A 25,660-nucleotide genomic window follows, 5' to 3' on the forward strand; every position below is an offset into this window, starting at 1 on the left:
ACGGCGAGGAGCGATCCTCGCCGTTATTGTTTCTGCATGCCGATATGCGGAATCTCGTCTTCGAGATACACGTCGGTGACCGCTTTGAATCCCAACCGACCATAGAATCCTTCCAGATGTGCCTGCGCGGAAAGATAGATGGCTTGATCTGGCCAATGCTGTTCGCAACTCTCTAACGCCTGTTCCATTAGGCGATAGCCTAACTTCAAGCCGCGTGCTTCTTCAGAAACAATCACTCGGCCAATCAACACCGGCGAATCCTCATGCACTGGCGTCAGTACACGCGCATAGGCCAACAGTTTGCCATCGAGAAAGCCCAGAATGTGGCGGTTATCCGCCGCTAAATCCTGCCCATCAATGTCTTGATACGGGCAATTCTGTTCCACGATGAACACCTGATTACGCAATGCCAGCAAAGTATAAAGCTGCTGTGCGGTCAATTGACTGTGATGGCAATCTAGCCAAATCATTTCCATGATGATTCCCGGTGTGAGCGAAAAAAAGATCCCGTGAGAATACCACAGTGCCAAAACGCAACTGTGATTTGCCCGATTTTAGGCAAAAAAAATCAGGCACGGAGGCCTGATTTTGTTGGTGAAGCGTTTGTGAATTACATCAGCGGTTGAGCCATCTGCACCAGCGAGATCAGCGGCTGCGGATAGACACCAAGCAGCAGCACCAGAATCGCGGAAATCAGCACCACCACACCACCGGCGGTAAACGCCCAGTTGGCTGGCGTATCGCGGTTGTGCAGTTCTGGCGGGCTGAGGTACAGGCTGACGGTAACGCGCAGATAGTAGTAAAGACCAATCGCACTTCCGGCCACCACCGCGCCAGTCAACCACCACAGATGCGCGTTCACACCGGAAGCAATCACGTAGAACTTACCAATGAAGCCGAGCGTCATCGGGATACCCGCCAGCGACAGCATCATCACAGTCATTACCGCTGACAGAATCGGACGATGCCAGAACAGGCCACGGTACGAATACAGCGTATCCGCATCTGGACCACGGTACGGGCTCGACATCAGGCTAACCACACCGAAGGCACCCAAGCTGCTGAACAGGTAACCTGCCAGATAGACACCGGCGGTTTCCAGCGACAGCTGATGGGTTTTCACCGCAATCAACGCCACCAGCAGATAACCCAAGTGCGCGATAGACGAGTAACCCAGCAGACGTTTGATGTTGCTCTGCGAGATTGCCATCAGGTTACCGAACAGAATCGAGGCAAAGGCAATCACACCCAATACGGTGCGCACCGCTTCGCTGTCGGTCACTGGCGCGTACATGAACAAACGCATGATTACGCCGAAGATGGCAATTTTACTCGCGGTCGCCAGGAAGGTTGAAACTGGCGCTGGCGCACCTTGGTACACGTCTGGCGTCCACAGATGGAACGGCACCAGCGACAGCTTGAAGCCGAGGCCGATAATCATCATGCCGAGACCCAGCAGCAACAACGGCTGTTGGATCATGCTGTCGCTCAGGCTTTTGCCCAACTGCACAAAGCTCAAGCTACCGGAATCCGCATAAATCAGCGCAATACCGAACAACAGGAACGAAGAGGCTGCAGCCGACAGGATGGTGTATTTCAGTGACGCTTCCAGAGAACGTTTCTGGCGGAAGGCGTAACCAATCAAGCCAAACAGCGGCAGCGACAGCAATTCGATACCAATGAACAACGCTGCCAGATGATTCGCGCTCGCCAGCACAATGCCGCCGAGTGCCGCAATCAGCACCAGCAAGTAGAACTCATCTTTGTTGTCTGGGAAGCCAGCCAACCACGGATAAGCAAAGGTACAGGTTGCGAGGCTCGCTAGCACCACCAGCGCGGTATAGAACATCGAATAGGCATCAACGCGCAGCAACGGCGTGACATCCATTGCTCCGGCCTGGCCAACAAACCACAGAGAAAACAGCGCAAGGTTAAGTCCGATCACCGTCAGCGTGGCATTAACAAAGTGATTGCGTCGCCACGCAATGGACAGCATCACCACCACCACCGTCAATCCGACGATCAACAGCGGCAGTAACGCGATCAGATGTTGAGGAGTTATTGTCATGGCGAATTACGGCCTTGTAGTTGAAATTGAAGCGGTAAACCACTGCTGAATATTGCTCATCGCAGCATGGGATGTGTCGAGGATTGGCTGCGGATAAATCCCCAGCAGCACCAACAACACCACCAATACGCCGATAGTCAGGAACTCACGCGGTGACATGCCTGGCAGCGGATCTTTCGATTTCGCTTCGCCGTAATAGGCGCGCTGCATCATGATCAAGGAGTAAACCGAAGCAAACACCAGACCGAAGGTGGCAATCACGATAGTGACAGGAACAACCTGGAAGCTTCCGGTCAGAATCATGAATTCGCCGACAAAGTTACCGGTGCCCGGCATACCGAGGTTGGCAACCGCGAAGAACAGCGACAGGCCCGGAATCCACTTAATGCGCGACCACAAGCCGCCCATCTGACGCAAATCACGCGTATGCAGACGCTCATACAGCTGACCACATAAGATGAACAGTGCCGCCGCAGACAGACCGTGCGCAATCATCTGAATCACCGCGCCCTGGAATGCCAGTTGGCTGCCGGTGTAGATGGCAATCAGCACGAAGCCCATGTGCGAAATCGAGGTGTAAGCAATCAGGCGTTTGATATCGAACTGCGAGAACGCCATCCATGCGCCGTAGAAGATGCCGATCAGGCCAAGGCCCATTGCAATCGGTGCAAACTCAGCTGACGCGTTCGGGAACAGCGGCAAGCTAAAGCGCAACAAGCCGTAAGCCGCGGTTTTCAGCAAAATCCCTGCGAGGTCAACCGAACCGGCGGTTGGCGCCTGGCTATGTGCATCGGGCAACCAACCGTGCAACGGCACCACTGGCATTTTCACCGCGAAGGCGATGAAGAAGCCCAACATCAGCAGGTATTCAACGTTATGCGACATTGGCGTTTTCAGCAGCTCTTCGTAGCTGAAAGTCCACACGCCAGTGGCGTTGTAGTGCACGAACACCAGCGCCAGGATGGCGATCAACATGATCAGACCAGACGCCTGGGTATAGATGAAGAACTTGGTGGCCGCTGAGATACGGGTTTTACCGTCTGAGGCTTTGTGACCCCACAGTGCGATGAGGAAGTACATCGGCACCAGCATCATTTCCCAGAAGAAGAAGAACAGGAACATGTCGATGGAGAGGAACACGCCAATCACACCACCGAGGATCCACATCAGGTTGAGGTGGAAGAAGCCCTGATACTTCTCAATTTCGTTCCAGGAACACAGCACCGCCATCAGGCCAAGCAGACCCGTCAGCACCACCATCAGCAGTGACAAACCGTCAATCGCCAGATGGAAGTTAATGCCGAAACGTGGAATCCACGGTACAGAGAAGGTGGACTGCCACTGCGGAATGCCCGCAGCCTGAGTCAATGAGTAGCCTCCCTGCAACCACAATTGCAGGCCCAACGCCAAAGTCAGACCCATGGTAATCATGGCGATCCAGCGTGGCACTTTCGCACCGAGGCGTTCTGCTAACCAGCAGAGCAAGCCCCCGACGAAGGGGATAATTATGAGCCAAGGTAATAACACGGCGAACTTCCCTTTTTATTGCCTTACTTCAGGCAATTTTTGACATTCTAATTGGGCGAGCGAACCCGCCCCGCTCATCAATCTTTAAATCACCAGCAACAGTGCCAGCACCACTACCGCACCAACACTCATTGAAGCCACATACCAGCGCAGATAGCCGTTTTCGCTGACGATCAAACCTTTGTTACCAATGCGCGAGATCAGCGCTGGCAAGTTCATCAGTGAATTCAGCGGATCGCTTTTCAGCAGCCAGGCAATGCCGAGATAAGGTTTTACAAACACCTTGTCATACAGCCAGTCGAAGCCCCAAGCTGCAAACCACCATGTGCCGAAGAAACGACCCGGCGCACTGTTGGCAATGCTGGTAACCAGTTGGCGTTTGCCCAGCCACAGCGCTGCGGCAATCAGAATACCGACGATAGCGACCACGCCAGAAGTGATTTCCAGCGCCACTTTGCCCTCTTCACCAAATTCATTTTGCGGCAACACGCCCGCCAGCGGCGGAGTAATCAACGCACCAATGAAGGTTGAGAGCACCAGCAGCACAATCAGTGGCAGATGGTGAGTGATGCCTTTACCGGCATGCGCATGAATTTTCTCTTCACCGTGGAACACAATGAAGATCATGCGGAAGGTGTAGATCGAGGTGAGGAATGCACCCACCAGACCCGCAACCATCAGATTGATATGGCCATTCGCCAGCGCACCGAACAAGATCTCATCTTTACTGTAGAAACCAGCGGTGATGATTGGCAGTGCTGCCAGCGCCGCGCCACCCACGAGGAAGCAGACGTACACCAGCGGAATGCTTTTACGCAGACCACCCATTTTGAAGATGTTCTGCTCGTGATGGCAGGCAAGAATGACCGAGCCTGAAGAGAGGAACAGCAGTGCTTTAAAGAACGCATGCGTCATCAGGTGGAAAATCGCCGCGTCCCATGCCTGCACGCCGAGTGCGAGGAACATGTAGCCGATCTGACTCATGGTTGAGTAAGCCAGCACGCGTTTGATGTCGGTTTGCACCAGTGCAGCAAAACCGGCCAGCACCAAGGTTACCGCGCCGACGATACCCACCAAATGCAGCACTTCTGGCGTCAGCAGGAACAGACCATGTGTGCGCGCAATCAGATACACACCCGCGGTTACCATGGTTGCGGCGTGGATCAGTGCAGAAACCGGCGTTGGACCCGCCATCGCATCTGCCAACCAGGTTTGCAACGGCAGTTGCGCTGATTTACCCACCGCACCGCCCAACAGCATCAGGGTTGCCCACTGCAACATGTGGTTGTCGGCAGCAAAGTGCGCCGGTGCCAGCTCGACCAGTTCACGGAAGTTCAGCGTGCCCAGCTCGTTGTAGAGGATGAACAATGCAAATGCGAGGAACACATCACCCACACGGGTGATGATGAACGCTTTCATTGCGGCTTTACCGTTCTCTGGATTGCTGTAGTAGAAGCCAATCAGCAGATATGAGCACAAGCCCACGCCTTCCCAGCCGAGATACATCAGCATCAGGTTATCGGCCAGCACCAACACTACCATGCTCGCGATGAACAGGTTGGTGTAAGCGAAGAAGCGCGAATAACCCTCTTCACCACGCATGTACCATGAAGCGAACATGTGGATGAAGAAGCCGACGCCAGTGACCACAGACAGCATGGTCAGCGACAAGCCATCCAACACCAAATTAACTTTGATGTTGAAGGTGCCAACGTGAATCCACGTCCACAATGCTTGCGTAAACGGCTGCTGGCCCTGGCTGAAGAAGTCAACACCAACAAAGATGGTGGTGAGTGCGGCTAAACCGACCGAACCCATACCAACGGCTGCCGACAGGTTCTCCGACCAGCGACCGCGTGAAAACGCCAATAGCAAGAAGCCAATCAGCGGAAATAATACGGTTAAATAGAGAAGATTCATCCGCGCATCTCGCTCACTGTGTCAATGTTCAGCGTCTGACGACGACGATAGAGCTGGAGCAACAGCGCCAGACCAATACTCGCTTCCGCCGCCGCAAGGCTGATTGCCAGGATGTACATCACCTGACCATCCGCTTGTCCCCAATAACTGCCCGCCACCACCAGCGCTAACGCTGAGGCATTGATCATGATTTCGAGGCCAATCAGCATAAACAGGATGTTACGACGCAGTACCACGGAGGTGAGGCCGAGAACAAACAGCACAGCGGCCAGAATCAAGCCGTGTTGTAACGGGATCATGCGTGATCCTCCTTATTCGCTTGCGCATCAGCGGCGCGATTACTCAGCACTTCGCCGTGACGCTCTTCACGTCCAATATGGAAGGCCACAACCAGGCCCGCGAGCAGCAGCATTGAAGCCAGCTCAACCGCCAGAACGTAAGGACCAAACAAGCTAATGCCCACCGCTTTCGCATCGATAACGGTGCCATCGATACCCTGATCGGTTGCAGTGCTGATGGCATAAATCATCACTGCCAGCAACAGCAACGAGACAATACCCGGTCCGACCCACAATGACGGTTTCAGCCACTCACGCTCTTGATCCTGCTGGGTTTTGCCCAGGTTCAGCATCATCACCACGAACACGAACAGCACCATAATGGCACCCGCGTAGACGATGATTTCCAGCGCACCGGCAAAATAAGCGCCCATGGAGAAGAACACGCCAGCAATCGACAGTAGCGAAACAATCAGGTACAGCAGCGCATGTACCGGATTGGTGTGCGTGATGACGCGCAATGTCGTCAGCACCGCCACCAGTCCGCAAAGATAAAACGCAAATTCCATACCTGGCTCCTTAAGGTAACAACCCTTTGACGTCGATTGGCTTGGCTTCGTTTTCCGCTTCGCCCTTCTCTTTTCCGTCGATCGCCATACCAGCCATACGATAGAAGTTGTATTCCGGATATTTACCCGGACCAGAAATCAGCAGGTCCTGCTTCTCGTACACCAGATCCTGACGCTTGAACTCACCCAGTTCGAAATCGGGAGTCAACTGAATCGCGGTAGTCGGGCAAGCCTCTTCACACAATCCGCAGAAGATGCAGCGCGAGAAGTTGATGCGGAAGAATTCCGGATACCAACGTCCATCCTGCGTCTCTGCTTTTTGCAGCGAGATACAGCCCACTGGGCATGCTACTGCACATAAGTTACAGGCAACGCAACGCTCTGCACCGTCTGGATCGCGCGTCAGCACAATACGACCACGGTAACGCGGCGGCAGATAAACCGGCTCTTCCGGATACATTTGGGTTTCGCGCTTGGCGAAGGCATGCATGCCTATCATCCAGATACTGCGCACTGTCGTGCCGAAGCCTACGACAATATCTTTTAAAGTCATCTCAATGTCCCTTACTGCGCGGTGGACAGAATCACTGCGGCGGTCGCCAGCAGGTTCAACAGCGTCAACGGCAGACACACTTTCCAGCCGAACGACAGCACCTGGTCATAGCGTGGACGCGGCAACGCAGCACGAATCAGGATAAACATCACCATAAAGAACGCCGTTTTCAGGGCGAACCAGATGAATGGCGGCAAGAACGGACCGTGCCAGCCACCGAAGAACAGCGTCACAATCAACGCTGAAACGGTGGTGATTGCCACGTATTCACCAACGAAGAACAGGCCGAATTTCATACCGGCATATTCGATGTGGTAACCGTCGGCCAGTTCCTGCTCGGCTTCTGGTTGGTCAAATGGGTGACGGTGACAAACCGCGACACCGGCGATGCAGAAGGTTACGAAGCCGAAGAACTGAGGAATGATGTTCCACAGATGCGCCTGGCTTTCGACGATGGCGTTGAGGTTAAACGAACCCGCTTGCGCTACCACACCCATCAATGACAGACCGAGGAACACTTCGTAGCTCAGCGTCTGCGCGGAAGCACGCATCGCACCTAACAGCGAGTATTTGTTGTTACTGGACCAACCGGCAAACAGCACCGCGTAAACTGCCAAACCCGCCATCATCAGGAAGAACAACAGACCGATGTTCAGGTCTGTGACCATCCAAGTTGGAGAAACCGGGACAATGGCAAACGCCAGCAGCAGCGATACAAAGGCGATAACTGGCGCCAGTGTAAAGATGAAGCGGTCGGTAAATGGCGGAACCCAGTCCTCTTTAAAGAACATTTTGATCATGTCTGCTGCTAATTGCAGCGAGCCGCCCCAACCTACGCGGTTCGGCCCATAACGGTTCTGCCACAAGCCGAGCAGACGACGCTCGGCGAAACTCATGAAGGCACCACAAGCCACTACCACCAGCAGGATAACAATTGCCTTAACCACCTGGAGGATGATGTCGATAACGTCCGGTGTCAGCCAACTCATTGCGCAGCCTCCTGCAGTTTGTCAATTTGCGCGCCTGAGAGGAACGGAGGAACGCCTGGCATACCGAGCGGTAATCCGACCTGCCCTGCTTGCAGAGAAGCCGAGAAACGCACCGGCAAGTGCAGCGTTTCACCAGCACACAACAGCTCAACTGACGCGCCATTGTTCACGCCCAATTTCTCCGCATCAGCCGGGTTAATCACCAAGGTCGCCGGTGACATACGCTGCTGGAAGGTTGGAGAACGCTGCGTCATCTCCTCGCTACCAAACAATTGGTAGTAAGGTGCAACACGCCACTGGCTGCCTTCCACGAAGCTTTCTGGAATCGCGGTGAACCAAGGCAGAGAGCGATCGCTGGCTTCAAACAGACGTACACCTGGATCGCCATGACGCAGTTTGCCACCGACTTCCGCCTGGAATTTGTTCCATGCTTGCGGTGAGTTCCAACCTGGCGCCCAGGCAAATGGAATCTGCGAACGTGGTGCGTTTGGCTGGTTGTTACCTTCCATCGAGAAGGCAAACATGGTGTCGTTATCTTGCGGCTGACGCGGTTCGTGCACGCTAATGTTGGCACGCATCGCAGTACGGCCACTGTTGCGATGCGGTGAACGCGACAGTTTTTGCCCACGAATACGGAAGCTGGCATCTGGCGCAGCATCTTTAATGCCTTTCAGTTGTGGCAGCGCCGCAACCGTGGCATCGATAACGTGATCCAGCAGCGTCCAGTCAATTTGACGACTTTCCACCGCGCTGTGCAGCGAATGCAGCCAGCGCCAGCTTTCCAGCATCACAACGCTGTCATCGTAATAAGATGGATCGTAAACTTGGAAGAAGCGCTGTGCACGACCTTCATGGTTAATTGAAGTACCATCACTCTCCGCAAAACTCGCGGTTGAAAGCACTAAACCGGCTTTCTCCAGCGTGGCGGTGCGCTGATGATCAACCACAATCACATGTGCGGTGTTGTGCAACGCCGCATCAATCGTGGCTTTTGGCGCGTGACGATAGAGATCGTTCTCTAACACCACCAGCGCATCAGCTTCGCCTTTATCCAGCTGATCCAGCACGCTATCCAGCGTTTGACCGCCCATCAAGCCCAGACCAAAGCTGTTTGCAGCGCCCGCCAGCAAGGTAATGCCGACGTCCGCGCCACGCGCTTTCAATGCTTTCGCCACGTTAGCGGCGGCTTCAATCATGGCGGTGCTACCAGAATGCGTACCGGAGATGATCAACGGTTTTTTCGCACCTGCCAGCGCCTGAACAACCACATCCAATTTGCCGTTCAGTTTGCTGTCGAAACCGCTTACCGCTGGCGCGCTTTCATCCAGCGCATTGGCAATCGCAAAGCCAAGACGCGCCTGATCTTCAACCGGTGCGCGATAGCTCCACGCTGCGATGTCATCCAAACGGGTTTCATCAACGTTGGTCACGAACAGCGGATGTTTAGCATGCTGGCCGATATTCAGGATCGCCGCGATTTGCCAGTCAGCGACTTTTTGCGCTGCGGCCATCTCACGTGCTTTACCTTTTACCGCCTGGCGCACAGACAACGCGACGCGCGCGCCGACTTGAGTCAGATCTTCACCCAACACCAGCACCGCATCGTAGCTTTCAATCTCGCGCAGCGATGGCGTGTAGATACCGCCGTCTTGCAGCACTTGCAGCATCAGTTCAACGCGAGCTTGCTCACCGGCTGGCATGCCGGTTGAGAAGTTTTCAGCGCCAACCAACTCACGCAGCGCGAAGTTGCTTTCAATGCTGGCGCGCGGTGAACCGATACCGATGACTTTTTTTGCACTACGCAGCACATCAGCCGCCGCGTTGACCGCTTGTTCAGCATTCAAGCTGATCCAATCATTGCCGCGCAGTTGGACTGGGTGACGAGGACGGTCTTTGCGATTGACGTAGCCGTAACCAAAACGGCCGCGATCGCAAAGGAAGTAGTGGTTTACGCTGCCGTTGTAACGGTTTTCGATGCGACGCAATTCGCCATAACGTTCGCCTGGGCTGGTGTTACAACCCACGCTGCACTGCTGGCAAATGCTCGGCGCGAACTGCATATCCCATTTACGATTATAACGTTCGGAGTGCGTTTTATCAGTGAATACGCCAGTCGGGCAAATTTCAACCAGGTTACCGGAGAACTCGCTTTCCAGCGTGCCGTCTTCCGTACGACCGAAGTAAACGTTGTCATGCGCGCCATAAACGCCCAAATCTGTGCCGTCGGCATAATCTTTGTAGTAACGCACGCAGCGATAACAGGCGATGCAGCGGTTCATTTCGTGGGAGATGAACGGGCCGAGATCCTGGTTCTGGTGGGTGCGTTTGGTGAAGCGGTAGCGACGGAAACTGTGTCCGGTCATTACCGTCATATCTTGCAGATGGCAGTTACCGCCCTCTTCGCATACTGGACAGTCATGCGGGTGGTTGGTCATCAGCCATTCCACCACGCTTTCACGAAACTCTTTCGCTTCGCCATCGTCGATGGAAATAAAGGTGCCGTCTGACGCTGGCGTCATGCAGGACATGACAAGGCGACCGCGCGTATCTTCGGCATTCTGGAATTGCTTCACCGCACACTGGCGGCAGGCCCCTACGCTTCCCAGCGCCGGATGCCAGCAAAAATAAGGAATATCAAGGCCCAGAGAAAGACACGCCTGTAGCAGGTTGTCCGCTCCGTTCACATCATATTCTTTACCGTCTACATGGATTGTAGCCATAGTGAACATGCTTCCGTAAGGCTCGCCCTAAGACGAGCGTTAAACATCTAATTCTTTCCCCCAAGCCCTTACGGCTCAGGGTGAGTTCCGTGTACGGCGGCTGATTACCAGCGCGCTTTCAGCAGGTTCGGCTGAATACCGCCGATGGCTCGGGTATTGCCAAATACCTGCGGCGCAATGCCAGCTTCAAACTCTTCACGGAAATATTTAATCGCGCTCTGCAATGGCTCAACGGCGCCCGGTGCATGGGCACAGAAGGTTTTGCCTGGACCGAGCTGACGGCAAAGTTGCTGCAAGGTTTCGATATCACCCGGCTGACCTTTCTTCTGCTCCAGCGCACGCAAGATCTTCACGCTCCACGGCAAGCCATCACGACATGGCGTACACCAACCGCAGGATTCACGCGCAAAGAACTCTTCCAGATTACGCACCAGCGAAACCATGTTGATCTCGTGATCGACCGCCATTGCTAACGCCGTACCTAAACGGCTACCGGCTTTACCAATACTGGCAAATTCCATCGGCAGATCGAGGTGCTGATCGGTCAGGAAGTCAGTTCCTGCACCACCTGGCTGCCAGGCTTTGAATTTCAAGCCATCGCGCATGCCACCGGCATAATCCTCAAGGATTTCACGTGCGGTAGTACCAAACGGCAACTCCCACACACCAGGATTTTTCACGCGGCCGGAAAAGCCCATCATCTTGGTGCCAGTGTCTTCGCTGGTAGAGATGTTTTTGTACCAATCAACACCGTTCAGGAAGATAGCCGGTACGTTCGACAGCGTTTCCACGTTGTTGACGCAGGTTGGCTTGCCCCATACGCCTGCGCTCGCCGGGAAAGGCGGCTTGGAACGTGGGTTGGCGCGACGACCTTCCAGTGAGTTAATCAGTGCGGTTTCCTCACCGCAGATGTAGCGGCCCGCACCGGTGTGAACGATCAGTTCAAAATCAAAACCGGTGCCGAGAATATTTTTGCCGAGGAAACCGGCTTCGGTGGCTTCAGCAATCGCGCGACGCAGATTAACTGCCGCTTCGATGTACTCCCCACGCAGGAAGATGTAACCACGATAGGCTTTCAATGCGAATGCACTGATCAGCATGCCTTCCACTAACTGGTGCGGCAATTGCTCCATCAACAAGCGGTCTTTGTAAGTACCCGGCTCCATTTCATCGGCGTTACACAGCAGGTAACGGATGTTCATGGATTCGTCTTTCGGCATCAGGCTCCATTTCAGGCCGGTGTTAAAGCCTGCACCACCGCGTCCTTTCAGACCGGAGTCTTTGACCGCCGCGACGATCTCGTCCTGGCTGAACTCTTTCAATGCTTTTTGCGCACCGACGTAGCCGTTTTTGCTGCGATATTCATCAATCCACACCGGCTGCTTGTCGTCGCGCAGACGCCAGGTCAGTGGATGGGTTTCGGCAGCACGAATGATCTGTTTAATGGTCATTGATACTGCTCCAGCAAGTTGGCGATGCCCTCTGGCGTCAGATGAACGTGGGTATCTTCATCCACCATCATGGTTGGGCCTTTATCGCAGTTACCTAAACAGCAGGTTGGTAGCAAGGTAAAACGGCCATCGGCAGTGGTTTGACCCGGTTTGATGTTGAGCTTCTGCTCCAGCGCATCCTGGATGCCCTGATAACCGGTGATGTGACACACCACGCTGTCACAGTAACGAATTACGTGACGGCCAACCGGCGTGCGGTAGATCTGACTATAGAAAGTCGCCACACCTTCAACATCGCTGGCAGGAATACCAAGCACATCGGCAATGGCGTTGATCGCGCCATCCGGCACCCAACCACGCTGTTTCTGCACGATCTTCAACGCTTCAATCGAAGCGGCGCGCGCATCTTCATAGTGGTGCTTTTCGTGTTCGATAGCGTGGTGCTCGGCCTCGCTCAGCACAAAGACCTCAGTTGGGTCGATGGTGTGAATAGCAATTTTTTGATCGTGCATAATTAGCGGTCCACGTCTGACATAACAAAATCGATACTACCGAGGTAAACGATCAAGTCGGATACCAGGCTGCCGCGGATTACCGAAGGAATCTGCTGCAGATGCGGGAAGCTCGGCGTACGCACGCGGGTGCGGTAGCTCATGGTGCTGCCATCGCTGGTCAGGTAGTAACTGTTGATCCCTTTGGTCGCCTCAATCATCTGGAAAGATTCGTTAGCCGGCATGACCGGGCCCCACGAAACCTGCAAGAAGTGGGTGATCAGGGTTTCAATATGTTGCAGCGTGCGCTCTTTCGGCGGCGGCGTTGTCAGCGGGTGATCCGCTTTGAACGGGCCTTCAGGCATGTTGTTCAGGCACTGTTCCAAAATGCGCAGTGACTGCCACATCTCTTCCATTTTCAGTTGCACACGGGTGTACGCATCGCTGATGCCTGCGCCAACCGGGATTTCGAAATCGAAGTTTTCGTAGCCTGAATACGGACGCCATTTACGCACGTCAAAATCTAAACCGGTGGCACGCAGACCTGCGCCGGTGGTGCCCCACGCCAGCGCTTCATCCATGTTGTATGCCGCAACGCCTTGCGAACGGCCCATCAACACGGTATTGCGCAGCGCAGCTTTGTCATACTCTTTCAGACGCTTAGGCATCCAATCGAGGAAATCACGCAGCAAACGTTCCCAGCCTTTTGGCAGGTCATGTGCGACGCCGCCAATGCGGAACCACGCCGGGTGCATACGGAAACCAGTGATCGCTTCAACCACGTCATAAATTTTCTGACGATCGGTAAAGGCGAAGAACACTGGCGTCATGGCACCCACGTCCTGAATGAACGTTGAGATGTAGAGCAGATGGCTGTTGATGCGGAACAACTCGGAGAGCATAACGCGAATCACGTTGACGCGATCCGGCACGGTGATGCCCGCCAGTTTTTCTACCGCCAGCACATAAGGCATTTCGTTAACGCAGCCGCCGAGGTACTCGATGCGGTCAGTGTACGGAATGTAGCTGTGCCAGGATTGACGCTCGCCCATCTTCTCCGCGCCACGATGGTGATAACCCACATCGGGAACGCAATCGACGATCTCTTCACCATCCAGCTGCAAAATGATGCGGAAAGCACCGTGCGCAGACGGGTGGTTTGGACCGAGGTTGAGGAACATGAAATCTTCGTTAGTGGTGCTGCGCTTCATGCCCCAATCTTCAGGCTTAAAGGTCAGCGCCTCCATTTCCAGATCTTCTTTCTGCTTGGTCAGCTCGAACGGATCGAATTCGGTCGCACGCGCAGGATAATCTTTACGCAGCGGATGGCCTTCCCACGTCTGCGGCATCATGATGCGTGTCAGGTGCGGGTGACCATTAAAGGTGATGCCAAACATCTCCCAAGTTTCGCGCTCATACCAGTTGGCATTGGCGAAAATTTTGGTGATGGTTGGAACATTCAGATCGTTTTCAGACAGCGCGACTTTCAACATGATGTCGCGGTTGCGTTCAATGGAAAGCAGGTGGTAGAAAACGGAAAAATCCGCGGCGGGTAAACCGGCGCGGTTAGTGCGTAAACGCTCATCAAAACCGTGTAAGTCATACAACATGACATACGGTTTTGGCAGCTTGCGCAGGAACTCAACGATTTCCAATAACTGTTCACGCTTCACCCATACAACCGGAATCCCGGTGCGGGTGGCCTGAACGGTAAAGGCATCCGGCCCAAAACGGTTACGCAGCTCGCCGACCACTGGATCATCCAGGTGATCACGGGTTTGCCATGAAGGCTGTGCGAGATCTTGCGTGGTTAAATCAGTCATACGTTACTCACCATTCCGGCCTGTAATCAGGCACTCAAAAGAAGGCGTCAGGATGGCGGCGCACATTAAATTGTGATGTTCTGCTGCGGCCGTGGCTCCATCCGTGAACGGGAAGCTTACACTTCGTCTGGCGTTCTCAAGTTCGTGACGGCAATACGCTCACCACGTTTTCTTTCACGCTCTGGCTGCATGTTGGCGCGGTAAACACCTTGATCGCCAACCACCCAAGACAATGGGCGACGCTCTTTACCAATCGATTCGCGCAGCAGCAGCAAAGCTTGCATATACGCTTCTGGACGTGGCGGGCAGCCTGGAATGTAAACGTCAACCGGCAGGAATTTATCGACGCCCTGCACTACTGAGTAGATGTCGTACATGCCACCCGAGTTAGCGCACGCGCCCATCGAAATCACCCACTTCGGCTCCAGCATTTGATCGTACAAACGCTGAATAACCGGCGCCATTTTGGTAAATGGCGTACCGGCAATCACCATGAAGTCGGCCTGGCGTGGCGAGGCGCGCATAACTTCCGCACCAAAACGCGCAACGTCATGTACCGCGGTGAACGATGTGGTCATTTCCACGTAACAGCAGGAAAGGCCGAAGTTATACGGCCAGAGCGAGTTTTTACGCCCCCAGTTCACCATGTCATGCAGGGCATGCTCGAGCTTGCCCATGTAGACGCTGCGGTGAACGTGCTGCTCTAACGGATCGGTAACAATTTCCTGTTTTTGCAGAGGATAACGATCGTTATCGCCGCCTCCGTTCGGGTCTACGCGTGTCAGCGTGTAGTCCATCTTATTGCCTCGCTTTTACTGCTTATGAGGGTTGGTGTGGCTGTGACTGACCGGAGCGGATTTAACTACTACGCGACGACGCGCAGGAGCCCAATCCAGCGCACCAATGCGCACCAGATAAACCAGGCCTGCCAAGAGCACCAAAATGAAAATTGCGGCTTCGACAAAGCCGACCCAGCCGCTTTCGCGGATAGATGTCGACCATGCGTATAAATAGAGGGCTTCGACGTCGAAAATGACGAAGAACATCGCAACCAGATAGAATTTTGCAGAGAGGCGAATATGAGTGTCACCAACAGACTCAATACCCGATTCGAACGGAGTGTCTTTGTGTCGCGCTCGTGCACGACCACCTAACAACCAGCCACCGGTCAACATAAAGGCACACAGGCCAAATGCGATAACGATAAAAACAATAAATGCCCAGTGATGAGCGATCACTTCTGTAGTTGTCGACATACTCTTTGCTTACTCATCAAAAGTGGTAATGGCATCCTGCACTGTTGCAGCAAACTCACCACATCGATTCAAGGGAAGGATAAAAAACCTTATAAACTTTGCTGTCATTAGCATTAAAGCAGCAATTTTATAGGGGTTTTTACTCCTTTCTATAACCTTTTGTCAACTTTGACAAAAGTATCCAAACATTATTTTACACCTGCATCATATTATTAACATTCAAGCCCCGCAGCGCCAGCTAAATCGCTTCAGTTTGTGAGGTTAATTTTAGTGTAGCGGGTATTCACATGCATGGATCGTGCATTTAACAATCATATTTTGACAGGTCTCAACCGAGATTCCCCCCCCTTATCAGGGGTATTTTTTTGATCTAGAGCACATAACTGGGTTTTATGCTGCAAAAAACGGCGATAGTGATGGAAGAATGCGCGTGAAAAGATGGCACGAATTGATAAAATCATTCCATCCTGAATAAAAATGGAACACATTTCATTTTTCAAAAAGATAGGAAAATCATTTTGTGCAAATCACGCCAAAAAGCGTCAGAAAAAGAGCATAAAAAAAGCCTTAGCCGGTAATAACCACGCTAAGGCTCATTTCTATCAATTTTAACAATTCACCGGCATTCCATTTGCGAGGAATTACCGGCTAATGTTCTGCTTACTCTTCGTCGTCCAGCAGCAATGTGCCGTCTGGATTAGCACTCAGATTGTAAGGATCGTTGGTTGACTGCATGGCATTGAAGATTGCCAGCGCTAACTCATTGTCACTGTCTGGATTACGGCACAACAGATACTGCGTGTCCGGCAGCACCGGCAAACCTTCAGCCGCTCCCATCACGCGTAATTCTGGACTCATCATCTCAACAGGACGCGCAGTAACGCCCAGTCCAGCTTTAACCGCAGCACGAACCGCAGCCAGCGTCGAAGCCACATACGAGATGCGCCACGGAATGCCTGCTTCGTTGAGGTGATCAATCGCCATATCGCGATATGGGCTTGGTTCATCCAACAGCACCAATGGAATGGCTTCACCGCGTTGGAAGATATAATCCGCCGCGCAATACCATAACGTTGGAGAAGTACGCAGTACCTGATGCGTGAAATTGCCCGGGCTGGACGTGGTCACAACCAGATCAACTTCACCTTGATTCAGCATTTCCATCATGAACGGGTTGCGCTTAACACGAACATCAATGGCCAGCTTCGGATAAACTGACGTCACGCGATTAAGCAGGAACGGCAGAATGGTATCGGAGGTATCATCAGAAGCGCCGATGGTTAGAACGCCCTGAATGTTGCTGTACATTAAAGAAGTGCAAGCTTCGTCGTTAAAACGAAGGATCTTCCTGGCGTAACCCAGCAGTTGAATGCCATGCTCCGTCAGCAATTTATTACGTCCATGTCTGGCAAACAGCTCTTTACCTACCAATTGTTCCAGACGTTGCATCTGCTGGCTCACTGCTGATTGCGTCCTGCACACCGCAGCAGCAGCGGCTGCAAAGGTATTCAGATCGGCAACGGCAACAAAGGTACGCAGCAGATCGAGGTCGAGATTCAGTATCGGACGATTTGCATTAGTCATGTTTTTTCTTCACTTATAAGATTTTTTAAAACTACTACCCTGGTGTATTACCTGACTTATCAATGAGATAAGAGGTAATGGTGCTTAATGACAGCCCGGTGTAAAGGCTGCCATGAAAAAAATTGTGTCAGGCGGATGCCGACGATCGCACCACTCTGAGATCAGAGCAGCGGCGTCATTATAGACAGCAGAACTTCTGGGCCGAAGACGTATGTCGTACAGGTGCTGGAAGCTGCGTAGTTGTCTATGTGTCCCGCGTAAAATCCCTGCGGGTCAAAAAGAGATAACATCATGTTATGCAGATGCGAAGCGATAAAGTGCATCAAATAATAAATTATACTTAATCATTTTTACGCTTTAAATGGAAATGTTTTTGTTCAAAACATCGCAATTTTTGACCAAAAACCTTTTCAACGTCATCCTGCCATAATGCCGCCCGATTTTTAAGCCCTCTAGGTTCTGAAACTTGAGTACTTGCGTTAAAGTTACAGCCTAAATGCTATTTAACCTGCGTTTTACACTGAGTTAGCGCCGTTAATGGTGCTTAATCCTGCGATTGAAAATCGAATGAGAATGAACTCTATTTGATGACACCAACCACTGCTTAACCATTGCACTGCGATTTTCACCCATTCGACAAATTTTCTTTAACTGTTTCGTTAGGTCGCTAATCTCTTTTTAGGCCAATTATGACTGAATAATTGCTGAATAATGACTTAGACCCGCGCAAGCAGCAATTTACACCCCAAACGCAACGCATCAGTTATTAATACCGAAGTTTATCAGTTTACTGGATTAATGAACCAGACTCTTTCATGTTTAATCAGTTTTACGCTACCTGAAGATTGAAACATTGCTGAACGCGCCAAAACGCAGCGCTGCCCTTCTTTTGTTGAGGTGAGAAGAGTAAATTGGGCAAGTTTGATTTTCGAGGCAGGTTAAAGGACTCTGCCCATTAAGGCGGTAATGATGAATTTTCAAATTGATAAATCCGGCAAGCTGGAAAATGTCTGTTATGACATCCGCGGCCCGGTACTGAAAGAAGCAAAACGTCTCGAAGAAGAAGGCAATAAAGTTCTCAAACTCAACATTGGCAACCCAGCCCCGTTTGGATTTGAAGCGCCTGACGAAATCCTGGTTGATGTGATTCGTAACTTGCCAAGCTCGCAGGGATATTGTGATTCAAAAGGACTGTATTCTGCGCGTAAAGCGATCATGCAGCACTATCAAGCGCGTGACATGCGCGATGTTACAGTCGAAGACATCTATATAGGCAACGGTGTTTCGGAACTGATCGTGCAGGCGATGCAAGCCTTACTGAACAGTGGCGACGAAATGTTGGTGCCCGCGCCGGATTACCCACTGTGGACAGCGGCGGTATCACTGTCGAGCGGTAAAGCCGTGCATTATCTTTGCGATGAAGAAGCTGGTTGGTTCCCAGACCTGGATGATATTCGCAGCAAAATCACCCCGCGCACGCGCGGCATCGTGATCATCAACCCTAACAACCCTACGGGTGCGGTTTACAGCAAAGAGTTGCTGTTAGAAGTTGTTGAAATTGCACGCCAGCACAACCTGATTATTTTCGCCGATGAAATCTACGACAAGATTTTGTATGACGAAGCGCAGCATCATTCCATCGCCGCGTTGGCACCCGATTTGCTAACAGTGACCTTTAACGGTTTGTCCAAAACCTATCGCGTGGCGGGCTTCCGTCAAGGCTGGATGGTTTTGAACGGCCCGAAAAAGCACGCCAAAGGCTATATCGAAGGCTTGGAGATGCTGGCGTCGATGCGCCTGTGCGCCAACGTTCCGGCTCAGCATGCGATCCAAACTGCGCTCGGCGGTTATCAAAGCATCAGCGAATTCATCGCGCCTGGCGGGCGTTTGTATGAGCAACGTCAGCGTGCATGGGAATTGATTAACGACATTCCCGGTGTGAGCTGCGTGAAGCCGCAAGGCGCGCTTTACATGTTCCCGCGTATTGATGCCAAGAAATTCAATATCTTTGATGACCAGAAAATGGTGTTGGATTTCCTGTTGCAGGAAAAAGTCCTGCTGGTTCAAGGCACCGCATTTAACTGGCCTTGGCCGGATCACGTGCGCATCGTGACCTTACCGCGTGTGGACGATTTGGAAATGGCCGTCAGCAAGTTTGGTCGTTTCCTGCAAGGGTACCGCCAGTAAACCTCAATGAGTATACTGTTCGCATTTCGGGGAAGCATCCCCGTTATGCGAACAGGAATCATCCATGACTCGTAGCCATTTTTTCGCCCATCTCTCTCGCCTCAAACTGATCAACCGCTGGCCGCTGATGCGCAATGTGCGCACCGAAAACGTCTCTGAACATAGCTTGCAGGTGGCGATGGTCGCGCATGCCCTCGCTATCATCAAAAACAAAAAGTTTAACGGCAATCTGAACGCTGAACGCATCGCCATGCTAGCGCTGTATCACGATGCCAGCGAAGTATTGACCGGCGATTTGCCCACGCCGGTGAAGTATTACAACGCACAGATTGCGCACGAATATAAGAAGATCGAGAAGATTGCGCAGCAGAAGCTGATTGATATGCTGCCGCCAGAATTGCAGGACGCTTACCGCCCATTAATCGATGAGCATTTGCATAGCGAAAGTGAACAAGCGGTAGTGAAACAGGCTGATGCGCTGTGTGCGTACGTTAAATGTCTGGAAGAGTTATCCGCGGGAAACAACGAGTTTTTGCTGGCTAAAGCGCGTCTGGAGAAAACGCTGGCACAACGTCGATCGCCAGAGATGGATTATTTTGTTGAGGTGTTTATTCCGAGCTTCAGCCTGTCGCTGGATGAGATCTCGCAAGATACGCCTTTGTAAAAAACGGGCCACATAGGCCCGCCGTTTTTATGCATTGAGCGACAGCGTAAATTCGCCACTTGCCTCTTTTATTACCTTCAACGGCTCAAGCGTTGAGACGCGGAATGTGACTTCACCCAAACGCGCGGCATCATCCGGCGCATTAATCGCCACTACTGCGCTGCCAGCGTCTAAACCGGCGATGATTCCCGCTGGCGCATCTTCAACCACCACGCATTGTGTTGCGTCTAAACCCAAACGCTCAGCGCCAAGTAAGTAAGGTTCTGGATTCGGTTTGCCGTGTTGGATGTTTTCCGCGGTGATAAACACTTTCGGCATCGGCAGATTAGCCGCTTTATGGCGTGCATGTGCCACTGGAATCGAACCTGACGTCACAATTCCCCATGGAATTTGCAGTTCATTCAACGTGTTCAACAAAGCTAACGCACCGGGAATCGCCTGTACGCCCTCGGTATCTTCCGCTTCTAATTTTTCCAGCCACAGAAACTCTGCCTGAATAGCCTCTTCCGATTGGCCAGCCATAAAGTGACGTAACGAATTAATCGCTGGCTTTCCGTGGATATAGTGCAGGACCTCTTCCGCCGACAAACCGTGACGCTCGCCCCACAGTGACCATGAACGAATCACTACCGGCAATGAATCAACCAGTGTGCCATCTAAATCAAACAGAAAACCCCTGTACTTCACACGTCGCTCCTTATTCAGGCATTAATAATCTGCGCAATCTCATTTGCGCTGAGATGATACTGACGCGGACAAGTTTGCCACACCGTTAGCATACGTTGGTATTTTTCCCACATTGGCGTTTGCGCATTAAAGCCGTGTGTGCCGGAATCGAAATGGGTATAGCGCCCTTCAATATTCACCATAAAGCGCACATAGCCGAGATAACGCGCTTCGGTTGCCGCATCAAAGCCGAGAAAAGCCAAACGGCGCTCATCAATCGCGCTTGAATCTTTCAGATTCGACCAGGAAACATGCAATGCATGATGCATCTCCATAATGTCGATCAGCTGGCGGCAGGTGGCTTCAGACAGCTCACCAAACTCTTTGTCCAGTTCGCGCAACTGTAAGCCATAACCCCGTTCAATAATGGTTTGATAACGGCGATAACGTTCGGCGTTATCAGGCTCCAGCATCGCCATCATTTTGTATTGATTAGAGAGGATCAGTCGTTGTGCGTGGGTCATTTCCATGGTTTGCTCCCGGGCCAGCAAGGCCGCTTAAGATTTAAACAATGAGGAAATGATTACACAAGGAAAGTGATGCGTGTACGTCCGCACCACTTTTCTTTGATTTGAACCGGGATTTGGCGCAAATTCTCTGGCAGGTAAAAGCGTCAGCGGATCAAAGATCGTCGAGGAAGGTGCGATCAAGCTGCTTAAAGGCACGCTTTAGCACATCGGCCAGCGCCTGATACGTTGGCTTACCATTAACCGGTGCAATGGCCTGCCCCGCTTCTTCCAACTTGGTGCGCACTTCATGGAACCATTGCAGCAGCGTCGGCGGCAAAGGAGTTACAGAGCGTTTCCCCAACCACCACAAACCTTGCATCGGCAAGCTGCAGGCAAACAGCGCTGTTGCAATCGCCGGGCCGAGTTGTCCACCCATAGCGATCTGCCACGTTAAGGTGAAAATCGCCAGCGGGGGCATAAAACGAATGGCGAATCGGGTCGCGTTCACCACGCGATTTTCCGGAAACACCGGCGCCAGGCGTTTATCCGCAGGCCAGGTCTTCATGTACCGCTGTCCGCGCTGGAATAAACCGAACCAGCCGGGATTGTCTGTGTCATTCGCCATGATAGACCTCAACTAAATCTGCAATATTTAAAATAAACCGATAACTACACAACTTTACGTGACATCCTTCAAAACTTTTTGTCTTTGCGGGTGACAATGAGTATTCTGACGCCGTTTTAGCAACATTACCGGAAGCTTCAGCTCAATAAAAGAGCGGTTAGAGCCATGTTTCGCTAAGCGCTTATCAAAAATAAGCGTAAAATTACCAAAATTTTTTGCGCGTCACGGAATTTTTGACTAGCGCATGATGTTTGTCATTAACCTACCAGCTTTCATGGGCTACGCTGTTAGTCTGATTGCGTTATTTTTAGCCACTATTTAACAATAGGTACTTCCATGTCGACGAAGTTAGTTCTGGTTCTGAACTGCGGCAGTTCTTCACTTAAGTTTGCCATCCTTAACCCTGTTACCGGCGATGAATACCTGTCCGGTTTGGCTGAATGCTTCCATTTACCGGAAGCTCGCATTAAGTGGAAACTGGACGGCAGCAAACAAGAAGCTCAGCTTGGCGCGGGTGCCGCACATAGCGAAGCACTGAACTTCATGGTTAAAACTATTCTGGCACAAAAACCAGAGCTTTCGGCACAAATCGCTGCAATTGGTCATCGCATCGTTCACGGTGGCGAGCAGCTGACAAAATCAGTGGTTATCGACGAATCTGTCATTCAGGGCATTAAAGATGCTTCCTCCTTTGCACCGCTGCACAATCCGGCGCATTTGATCGGTATTGATGAAGCGCTGAAAAACTTCCCACACCTTTCCGATAAAAATGTGGCTGTTTTTGATACGGCATTCCATCAGACAATGCCGGAAGAGTCGTATCTTTATGCGCTGCCGTACAAACTGTACAAAGAGCACGGCGTTCGTCGCTACGGCGCACACGGCACTAGTCACTACTACGTGACGCAAGAAGCCGCCAAAATGCTCAACAAGCCGGTTAATGAACTGAACATCATTACTTGCCACCTCGGCAACGGTGGTTCAGTTTCGGCTATCCGTAACGGCCAATGTGTTGACACCTCAATGGGTCTGACGCCGCTGGAAGGTTTGGTGATGGGTACGCGCAGCGGTGATATCGATCCTGCTATTATCTTCTTCCTGCATGACACCTTAGGCATGAGCGTTGATGCGATTAACAAGCTGCTGACCAAAGAGTCTGGCTTGTTGGGTCTGACCGAAGTCACCAGCGACTGCCGCTATGTTGAAGACAACTACGCCACCAAAGAAGATGCGAAACGCGCGATGGATGTGTTCTGCCATCGTCTGGCGAAGTACATCGGCAGCTACACTGCGCTGATGGAAGGTCGTCTGGATGCCGTAGTGTTCACCGGCGGTATTGGTGAAAATGCCGCGATGGTACGTGAACTGGCATTGGCGAAACTGGGCCTGCTAGGCTTCGATGTCGATCACGAGCGCAACCTGGCAGCACGCTTCGGCAAAGCGGGCTTCATCAACAAAGAAGGCACTCGCCCGGCCGTAGTAATCCCAACCAACGAAGAGTTGGTGATTGCTCAAGACGCCGCGCGTCTCACCGCATAAAACACACTTCTCTCCGTCAGCTTAGGCTGACGGAGTTGTTTTAGACAGTCTGCAACACCTGAGAGGTTTCTATCGTGTCACGTACAATTATGCTCATTCCTACCGGTACCAGCGTCGGCTTGACCAGCGTCAGCCTCGGCGTGATCCGTGCCATGGAGCGCAAAGGCGTGCGTCTGAGCGTATTCAAGCCGATTGCCCAGCCACGTGCGGGCGGCGATGCACCAGACCAAACCACCAGCATCATCCGTAAAAGCTCGGCGATCCCTGCCGCTGAACCGCTGCAAATGACGCGCGTTGAATCCTTGCTGGGTTCAAATCAGCAAGATGTGCTGATGGAAGAGATCATCGCCAATTACCACGCCAATACGCAAGATGCCGAAGTGGTGCTGGTAGAAGGCTTAGTGCCGACGCGTAAACACCAGTTCGCCTCTGCGCTGAACTACGAAATCGCGAAAACCCTGAACGCGGAAATCGTGTTTGTCATGTCGCTGGGTAACGATTCCCCAGCGCAGCTGAAAGAGCGTATCGAACTGACGCAAAGCAGCTTCGGTGGCAGCAAGAACAAAAACATCACTGGCGTGATCATCAACAAATTGAATGCGCCGGTGGATGAGCAAGGCCGTACGCGTCCGGATCTGTCAGAGATTTTCGATGACTCCACCAAAGCCAGCATCGCTAACATCGATCCTAAGCAGCTGTTTGCTAACAGCCCGCTGCCGGTGTTGGGTTGCGTGCCGTGGAGTTTTGACCTGATCGCCACGCGCGCCATCGATATGTGCCGCCACCTGAATGCGGAGATTATCAACGAAGGCGAAATCCAGACGCGCCGCGTGAAATCCGTCACCTTCTGTGCGCGTAGCATTCCGCACATGCTGGAGCATTTCCGTCCGGGTTCACTGCTGGTCACCTCGGCGGATCGCCCTGATGTGTTAGTTGCTGCTTGTCTGGCGGCGATGAACGGCGTTGAAATTGGTGCGGTATTGTTGACCGGCGGCTATCAGATTGAAGCGCCAATCGCCCGTCTGTGTGAACGTGCCTTCCAAACTGGCTTGCCGGTGTTCATGGTGAAAACCAACACCTGGCAGACTTCGCTCAGCCTGCAAAGCTTCAACCTCGAAGTCCCAACTGATGATACCCAGCGTATTGAGAAAGTGCAGGAATACGTTGCCAGCTTCATTAATGAAGATTGGGTTGAATCGCTTACCGCCACGTCGGAACGCAGCCGTCGTCTGTCACCGCCAGCATTCCGTTATCAGTTGACCGAGCTGGCACGCAAAGCGGGCAAACGCATCGTGCTGCCAGAAGGCGACGAGCCGCGTACCGTGAAAGCGGCAGCGATTTGTGCCGAACGCGGCATCGCGACTTGTGTGCTGTTGGGTAATCCAGAAGAGATTCAACGCGTCGCCGCAGCGCAAGGTGTTGAGCTGGGCAAAGGCATTGTGATTGTCGATCCAGAAGTGGTGCGTGAAAACTACGTGCCGCGTTTAGTCGAACTGCGTAAGAGCAAAGGCATGACCGAAGTGGTCGCGCAGGAGCAACTGGAAGATAACGTGGTGCTCGGCACCATGATGCTGGAAAGCGGCGAAGTGGATGGCCTGGTTTCAGGTGCGGTTCACACCACCGCCAACACCATTCGTCCACCGTTGCAGCTGATCAAAACCGCGCCAAACAGTTCGCTGGTTTCATCGGTATTCTTCATGCTGCTGCCTGAGCAAGTGCTGGTCTACGGCGACTGCGCCATCAACCCAGATCCAAATCCAGAGCAGTTGGCCGAGATCGCTATTCAGTCGGCAGATTCAGCGAAAGCATTCGGTATCGATCCACGCGTTGCGATGATCTCCTACTCAACCGGTAATTCCGGTGCCGGTAGCGACGTCGAGAAAGTACGTGAAGCCACGCGCATCGCGCAGGAAAAACGTCCTGATTTGGTGATCGATGGCCCACTGCAATACGACGCGGCGATTATGGAAGATGTGGCTAAGTCCAAAGCGCCAAACTCGGCGGTTGCTGGTCGCGCTACCGTGTTCATCTTCCCGGATCTCAACACCGGTAATACCACGTACAAAGCGGTACAGCGCTCTGCTGACCTGATTTCCATCGGACCGATGCTGCAAGGCATGCGTAAGCCGGTGAACGATTTGTCACGTGGCGCATTGGTGGATGACATTGTCTACACCATCGCATTGACGGCGATTCAGTCACAGCAGGCTGAAGGCTAACCTTCCCCCGGCTGATAAAAAA

The 25,660-nt window shown here is 52.5% G+C and carries 22 protein-coding genes; 4 read left to right on the forward strand and 18 right to left on the reverse strand.

What is annotated here, in order from left to right:
- Positions 1 to 23: 23 nt before the first annotated feature.
- The 15 genes from ACPUC7_RS03705 to lrhA form a co-directional block, all read right to left on the reverse strand.
- Complete coding sequence (locus ACPUC7_RS03705) at positions 24 to 476, reverse strand: GNAT family N-acetyltransferase (protein ID WP_494921813.1); 453 nt, start codon at positions 474 to 476, stop codon at positions 24 to 26.
- A gap of 134 nt (positions 477 to 610) precedes the next feature.
- Positions 611 to 2,068, reverse strand: coding sequence for an NADH-quinone oxidoreductase subunit NuoN (nuoN, locus tag ACPUC7_RS03710; protein ID WP_494921814.1), 1,458 nt, complete (start codon positions 2,066 to 2,068; stop codon positions 611 to 613).
- Between the two features lie 6 nt (positions 2,069 to 2,074).
- On the reverse strand, positions 2,075 to 3,595 hold the full coding sequence (nuoM, locus tag ACPUC7_RS03715; RefSeq protein WP_494921815.1) for an NADH-quinone oxidoreductase subunit M: 1,521 nt from the start codon (positions 3,593 to 3,595) through the stop codon (positions 2,075 to 2,077).
- Between the two features lie 84 nt (positions 3,596 to 3,679).
- The gene (nuoL, locus tag ACPUC7_RS03720; RefSeq protein WP_494921816.1) at positions 3,680 to 5,515 is read right to left on the reverse strand and encodes an NADH-quinone oxidoreductase subunit L; all 1,836 of its coding nucleotides are present in this window, start codon (positions 5,513 to 5,515) and stop codon (positions 3,680 to 3,682) included.
- The gene (gene nuoK, locus ACPUC7_RS03725; protein WP_343554856.1) at positions 5,512 to 5,814 is read right to left on the reverse strand and encodes an NADH-quinone oxidoreductase subunit NuoK; all 303 of its coding nucleotides are present in this window, start codon (positions 5,812 to 5,814) and stop codon (positions 5,512 to 5,514) included. Before nuoK ends, nuoL begins: the two co-directional genes overlap by 4 nt.
- A complete protein-coding gene (gene nuoJ, locus ACPUC7_RS03730; RefSeq protein ID WP_494921817.1) occupies positions 5,811 to 6,362 on the reverse strand; it encodes an NADH-quinone oxidoreductase subunit J in 552 nt (183 codons plus the stop codon). Before nuoJ ends, nuoK begins: the two co-directional genes overlap by 4 nt.
- Before the next feature lie 10 nt (positions 6,363 to 6,372).
- Positions 6,373 to 6,915, reverse strand: a complete 543-nt coding sequence (gene nuoI / locus ACPUC7_RS03735) for an NADH-quinone oxidoreductase subunit NuoI (protein WP_343554858.1) — start codon at positions 6,913 to 6,915, stop codon at positions 6,373 to 6,375.
- Between the two features lie 11 nt (positions 6,916 to 6,926).
- Positions 6,927 to 7,904: an NADH-quinone oxidoreductase subunit NuoH gene (nuoH, locus tag ACPUC7_RS03740; RefSeq protein ID WP_343554859.1), complete on the reverse strand. Its 978-nt coding sequence runs from the start codon at positions 7,902 to 7,904 to the stop codon at positions 6,927 to 6,929.
- Positions 7,901 to 10,624, reverse strand: a complete 2,724-nt coding sequence (gene nuoG, locus ACPUC7_RS03745) for an NADH-quinone oxidoreductase subunit NuoG (RefSeq protein ID WP_494921818.1) — start codon at positions 10,622 to 10,624, stop codon at positions 7,901 to 7,903. The genes nuoH and nuoG overlap by 4 nt, the downstream gene beginning before the upstream one ends.
- Positions 10,625 to 10,728: 104 nt before the next feature.
- Positions 10,729 to 12,069: an NADH-quinone oxidoreductase subunit NuoF gene (gene nuoF, locus ACPUC7_RS03750; protein WP_343553684.1), complete on the reverse strand. Its 1,341-nt coding sequence runs from the start codon at positions 12,067 to 12,069 to the stop codon at positions 10,729 to 10,731.
- A 2-nt stretch (positions 12,070 to 12,071) separates the two neighbouring features.
- Positions 12,072 to 12,587 carry an NADH-quinone oxidoreductase subunit NuoE gene (nuoE, locus tag ACPUC7_RS03755; RefSeq protein WP_008105146.1) on the reverse strand — a complete coding sequence of 172 codons (516 nt, stop codon included), beginning with the start codon at positions 12,585 to 12,587 and terminating at the stop codon, positions 12,072 to 12,074.
- A 2-nt stretch (positions 12,588 to 12,589) separates the two neighbouring features.
- A complete protein-coding gene (gene nuoC / locus ACPUC7_RS03760; protein WP_007889320.1) occupies positions 12,590 to 14,389 on the reverse strand; it encodes an NADH-quinone oxidoreductase subunit C/D in 1,800 nt (599 codons plus the stop codon).
- A gap of 116 nt (positions 14,390 to 14,505) precedes the next feature.
- Positions 14,506 to 15,186, reverse strand: a complete 681-nt coding sequence (locus ACPUC7_RS03765) for a NuoB/complex I 20 kDa subunit family protein (protein WP_007889318.1) — start codon at positions 15,184 to 15,186, stop codon at positions 14,506 to 14,508.
- A 15-nt stretch (positions 15,187 to 15,201) separates the two neighbouring features.
- On the reverse strand, positions 15,202 to 15,645 hold the full coding sequence (locus ACPUC7_RS03770; protein ID WP_343553648.1) for an NADH-quinone oxidoreductase subunit A: 444 nt from the start codon (positions 15,643 to 15,645) through the stop codon (positions 15,202 to 15,204).
- A 660-nt stretch (positions 15,646 to 16,305) separates the two neighbouring features.
- On the reverse strand, positions 16,306 to 17,229 hold the full coding sequence (gene lrhA / locus ACPUC7_RS03775; protein WP_007889314.1) for a transcriptional regulator LrhA: 924 nt from the start codon (positions 17,227 to 17,229) through the stop codon (positions 16,306 to 16,308).
- A 969-nt stretch (positions 17,230 to 18,198) separates the two neighbouring features.
- On the opposite strand from lrhA, the gene ACPUC7_RS03780 reads away from it, so the two are divergent.
- Together ACPUC7_RS03780 and yfbR are read left to right on the forward strand one after the other, a co-directional pair.
- On the forward strand, positions 18,199 to 19,416 hold the full coding sequence (locus ACPUC7_RS03780) for a pyridoxal phosphate-dependent aminotransferase (protein WP_343553649.1): 1,218 nt from the start codon (positions 18,199 to 18,201) through the stop codon (positions 19,414 to 19,416).
- 64 nt (positions 19,417 to 19,480) lie between these two features.
- Positions 19,481 to 20,080, forward strand: coding sequence for a 5'-deoxynucleotidase (gene yfbR, locus ACPUC7_RS03785; RefSeq protein ID WP_494921819.1), 600 nt, complete (start codon positions 19,481 to 19,483; stop codon positions 20,078 to 20,080).
- A gap of 27 nt (positions 20,081 to 20,107) precedes the next feature.
- Here yfbR and ACPUC7_RS03790 read toward each other — a convergent pair whose 3' ends face one another.
- From ACPUC7_RS03790 to yfbV, 3 genes are all read right to left on the reverse strand, one after another.
- Entirely contained in the window at positions 20,108 to 20,767 is a 660-nt protein-coding gene (locus ACPUC7_RS03790; RefSeq protein ID WP_494921820.1) for a sugar phosphatase, read from the reverse strand.
- Between the two features lie 14 nt (positions 20,768 to 20,781).
- Entirely contained in the window at positions 20,782 to 21,276 is a 495-nt protein-coding gene (locus ACPUC7_RS03795; protein WP_343553652.1) for a YfbU family protein, read from the reverse strand.
- 151 nt (positions 21,277 to 21,427) lie between these two features.
- Complete coding sequence (gene yfbV / locus ACPUC7_RS03800; RefSeq protein ID WP_494921821.1) at positions 21,428 to 21,880, reverse strand: terminus macrodomain insulation protein YfbV; 453 nt, start codon at positions 21,878 to 21,880, stop codon at positions 21,428 to 21,430.
- 336 nt (positions 21,881 to 22,216) lie between these two features.
- On the opposite strand from yfbV, the gene ackA reads away from it, so the two are divergent.
- Both ackA and pta read left to right on the forward strand, forming a co-directional pair.
- Positions 22,217 to 23,419 (forward strand): acetate kinase, encoded by a 1,203-nt coding sequence (gene ackA / locus ACPUC7_RS03805; RefSeq protein ID WP_494921822.1) that lies wholly within the window; start codon positions 22,217 to 22,219, stop codon positions 23,417 to 23,419.
- Positions 23,420 to 23,493: 74 nt separating this feature from the next.
- Positions 23,494 to 25,638, forward strand: coding sequence for a phosphate acetyltransferase (gene pta / locus ACPUC7_RS03810; RefSeq protein ID WP_343553655.1), 2,145 nt, complete (start codon positions 23,494 to 23,496; stop codon positions 25,636 to 25,638).
- Positions 25,639 to 25,660 lie beyond the last annotated feature (22 nt).

This window comes from Pantoea sp. CFCC18179, from assembly GCF_059412405.1.

Coding starts and splice junctions, on each gene's coding strand:
- ACPUC7_RS03705 (WP_494921813.1), bottom strand. CDS start 476: ATGGAAATGATTTGGCTAGATTGCCATCACAGTCAATTGACCGCACAG.
- nuoN (WP_494921814.1), bottom strand. CDS start 2,068: ATGACAATAACTCCTCAACATCTGATCGCGTTACTGCCGCTGTTGATC.
- nuoL (WP_494921816.1), bottom strand. CDS start 5,515: ATGAATCTTCTCTATTTAACCGTATTATTTCCGCTGATTGGCTTCTTG.
- nuoK (WP_343554856.1), bottom strand. CDS start 5,814: ATGATCCCGTTACAACACGGCTTGATTCTGGCCGCTGTGCTGTTTGTT.
- nuoJ (WP_494921817.1), bottom strand. CDS start 6,362: ATGGAATTTGCGTTTTATCTTTGCGGACTGGTGGCGGTGCTGACGACA.
- nuoI (WP_343554858.1), bottom strand. CDS start 6,915: ATGACTTTAAAAGATATTGTCGTAGGCTTCGGCACGACAGTGCGCAGT.
- nuoH (WP_343554859.1), bottom strand. CDS start 7,904: ATGAGTTGGCTGACACCGGACGTTATCGACATCATCCTCCAGGTGGTT.
- nuoG (WP_494921818.1), bottom strand. CDS start 10,624: ATGGCTACAATCCATGTAGACGGTAAAGAATATGATGTGAACGGAGCG.
- nuoE (WP_008105146.1), bottom strand. CDS start 12,587: ATGCACGATCAAAAAATTGCTATTCACACCATCGACCCAACTGAGGTC.
- nuoC (WP_007889320.1), bottom strand. CDS start 14,389: ATGACTGATTTAACCACGCAAGATCTCGCACAGCCTTCATGGCAAACC.
- ACPUC7_RS03765 (WP_007889318.1), bottom strand. CDS start 15,186: ATGGACTACACGCTGACACGCGTAGACCCGAACGGAGGCGGCGATAAC.
- ACPUC7_RS03770 (WP_343553648.1), bottom strand. CDS start 15,645: ATGTCGACAACTACAGAAGTGATCGCTCATCACTGGGCATTTATTGTT.
- lrhA (WP_007889314.1), bottom strand. CDS start 17,229: ATGACTAATGCAAATCGTCCGATACTGAATCTCGACCTCGATCTGCTG.
- ACPUC7_RS03780 (WP_343553649.1), top strand. CDS start 18,199: ATGAATTTTCAAATTGATAAATCCGGCAAGCTGGAAAATGTCTGTTAT.
- yfbR (WP_494921819.1), top strand. CDS start 19,481: ATGACTCGTAGCCATTTTTTCGCCCATCTCTCTCGCCTCAAACTGATC.
- ACPUC7_RS03795 (WP_343553652.1), bottom strand. CDS start 21,276: ATGGAAATGACCCACGCACAACGACTGATCCTCTCTAATCAATACAAA.
- yfbV (WP_494921821.1), bottom strand. CDS start 21,880: ATGGCGAATGACACAGACAATCCCGGCTGGTTCGGTTTATTCCAGCGC.
- ackA (WP_494921822.1), top strand. CDS start 22,217: ATGTCGACGAAGTTAGTTCTGGTTCTGAACTGCGGCAGTTCTTCACTT.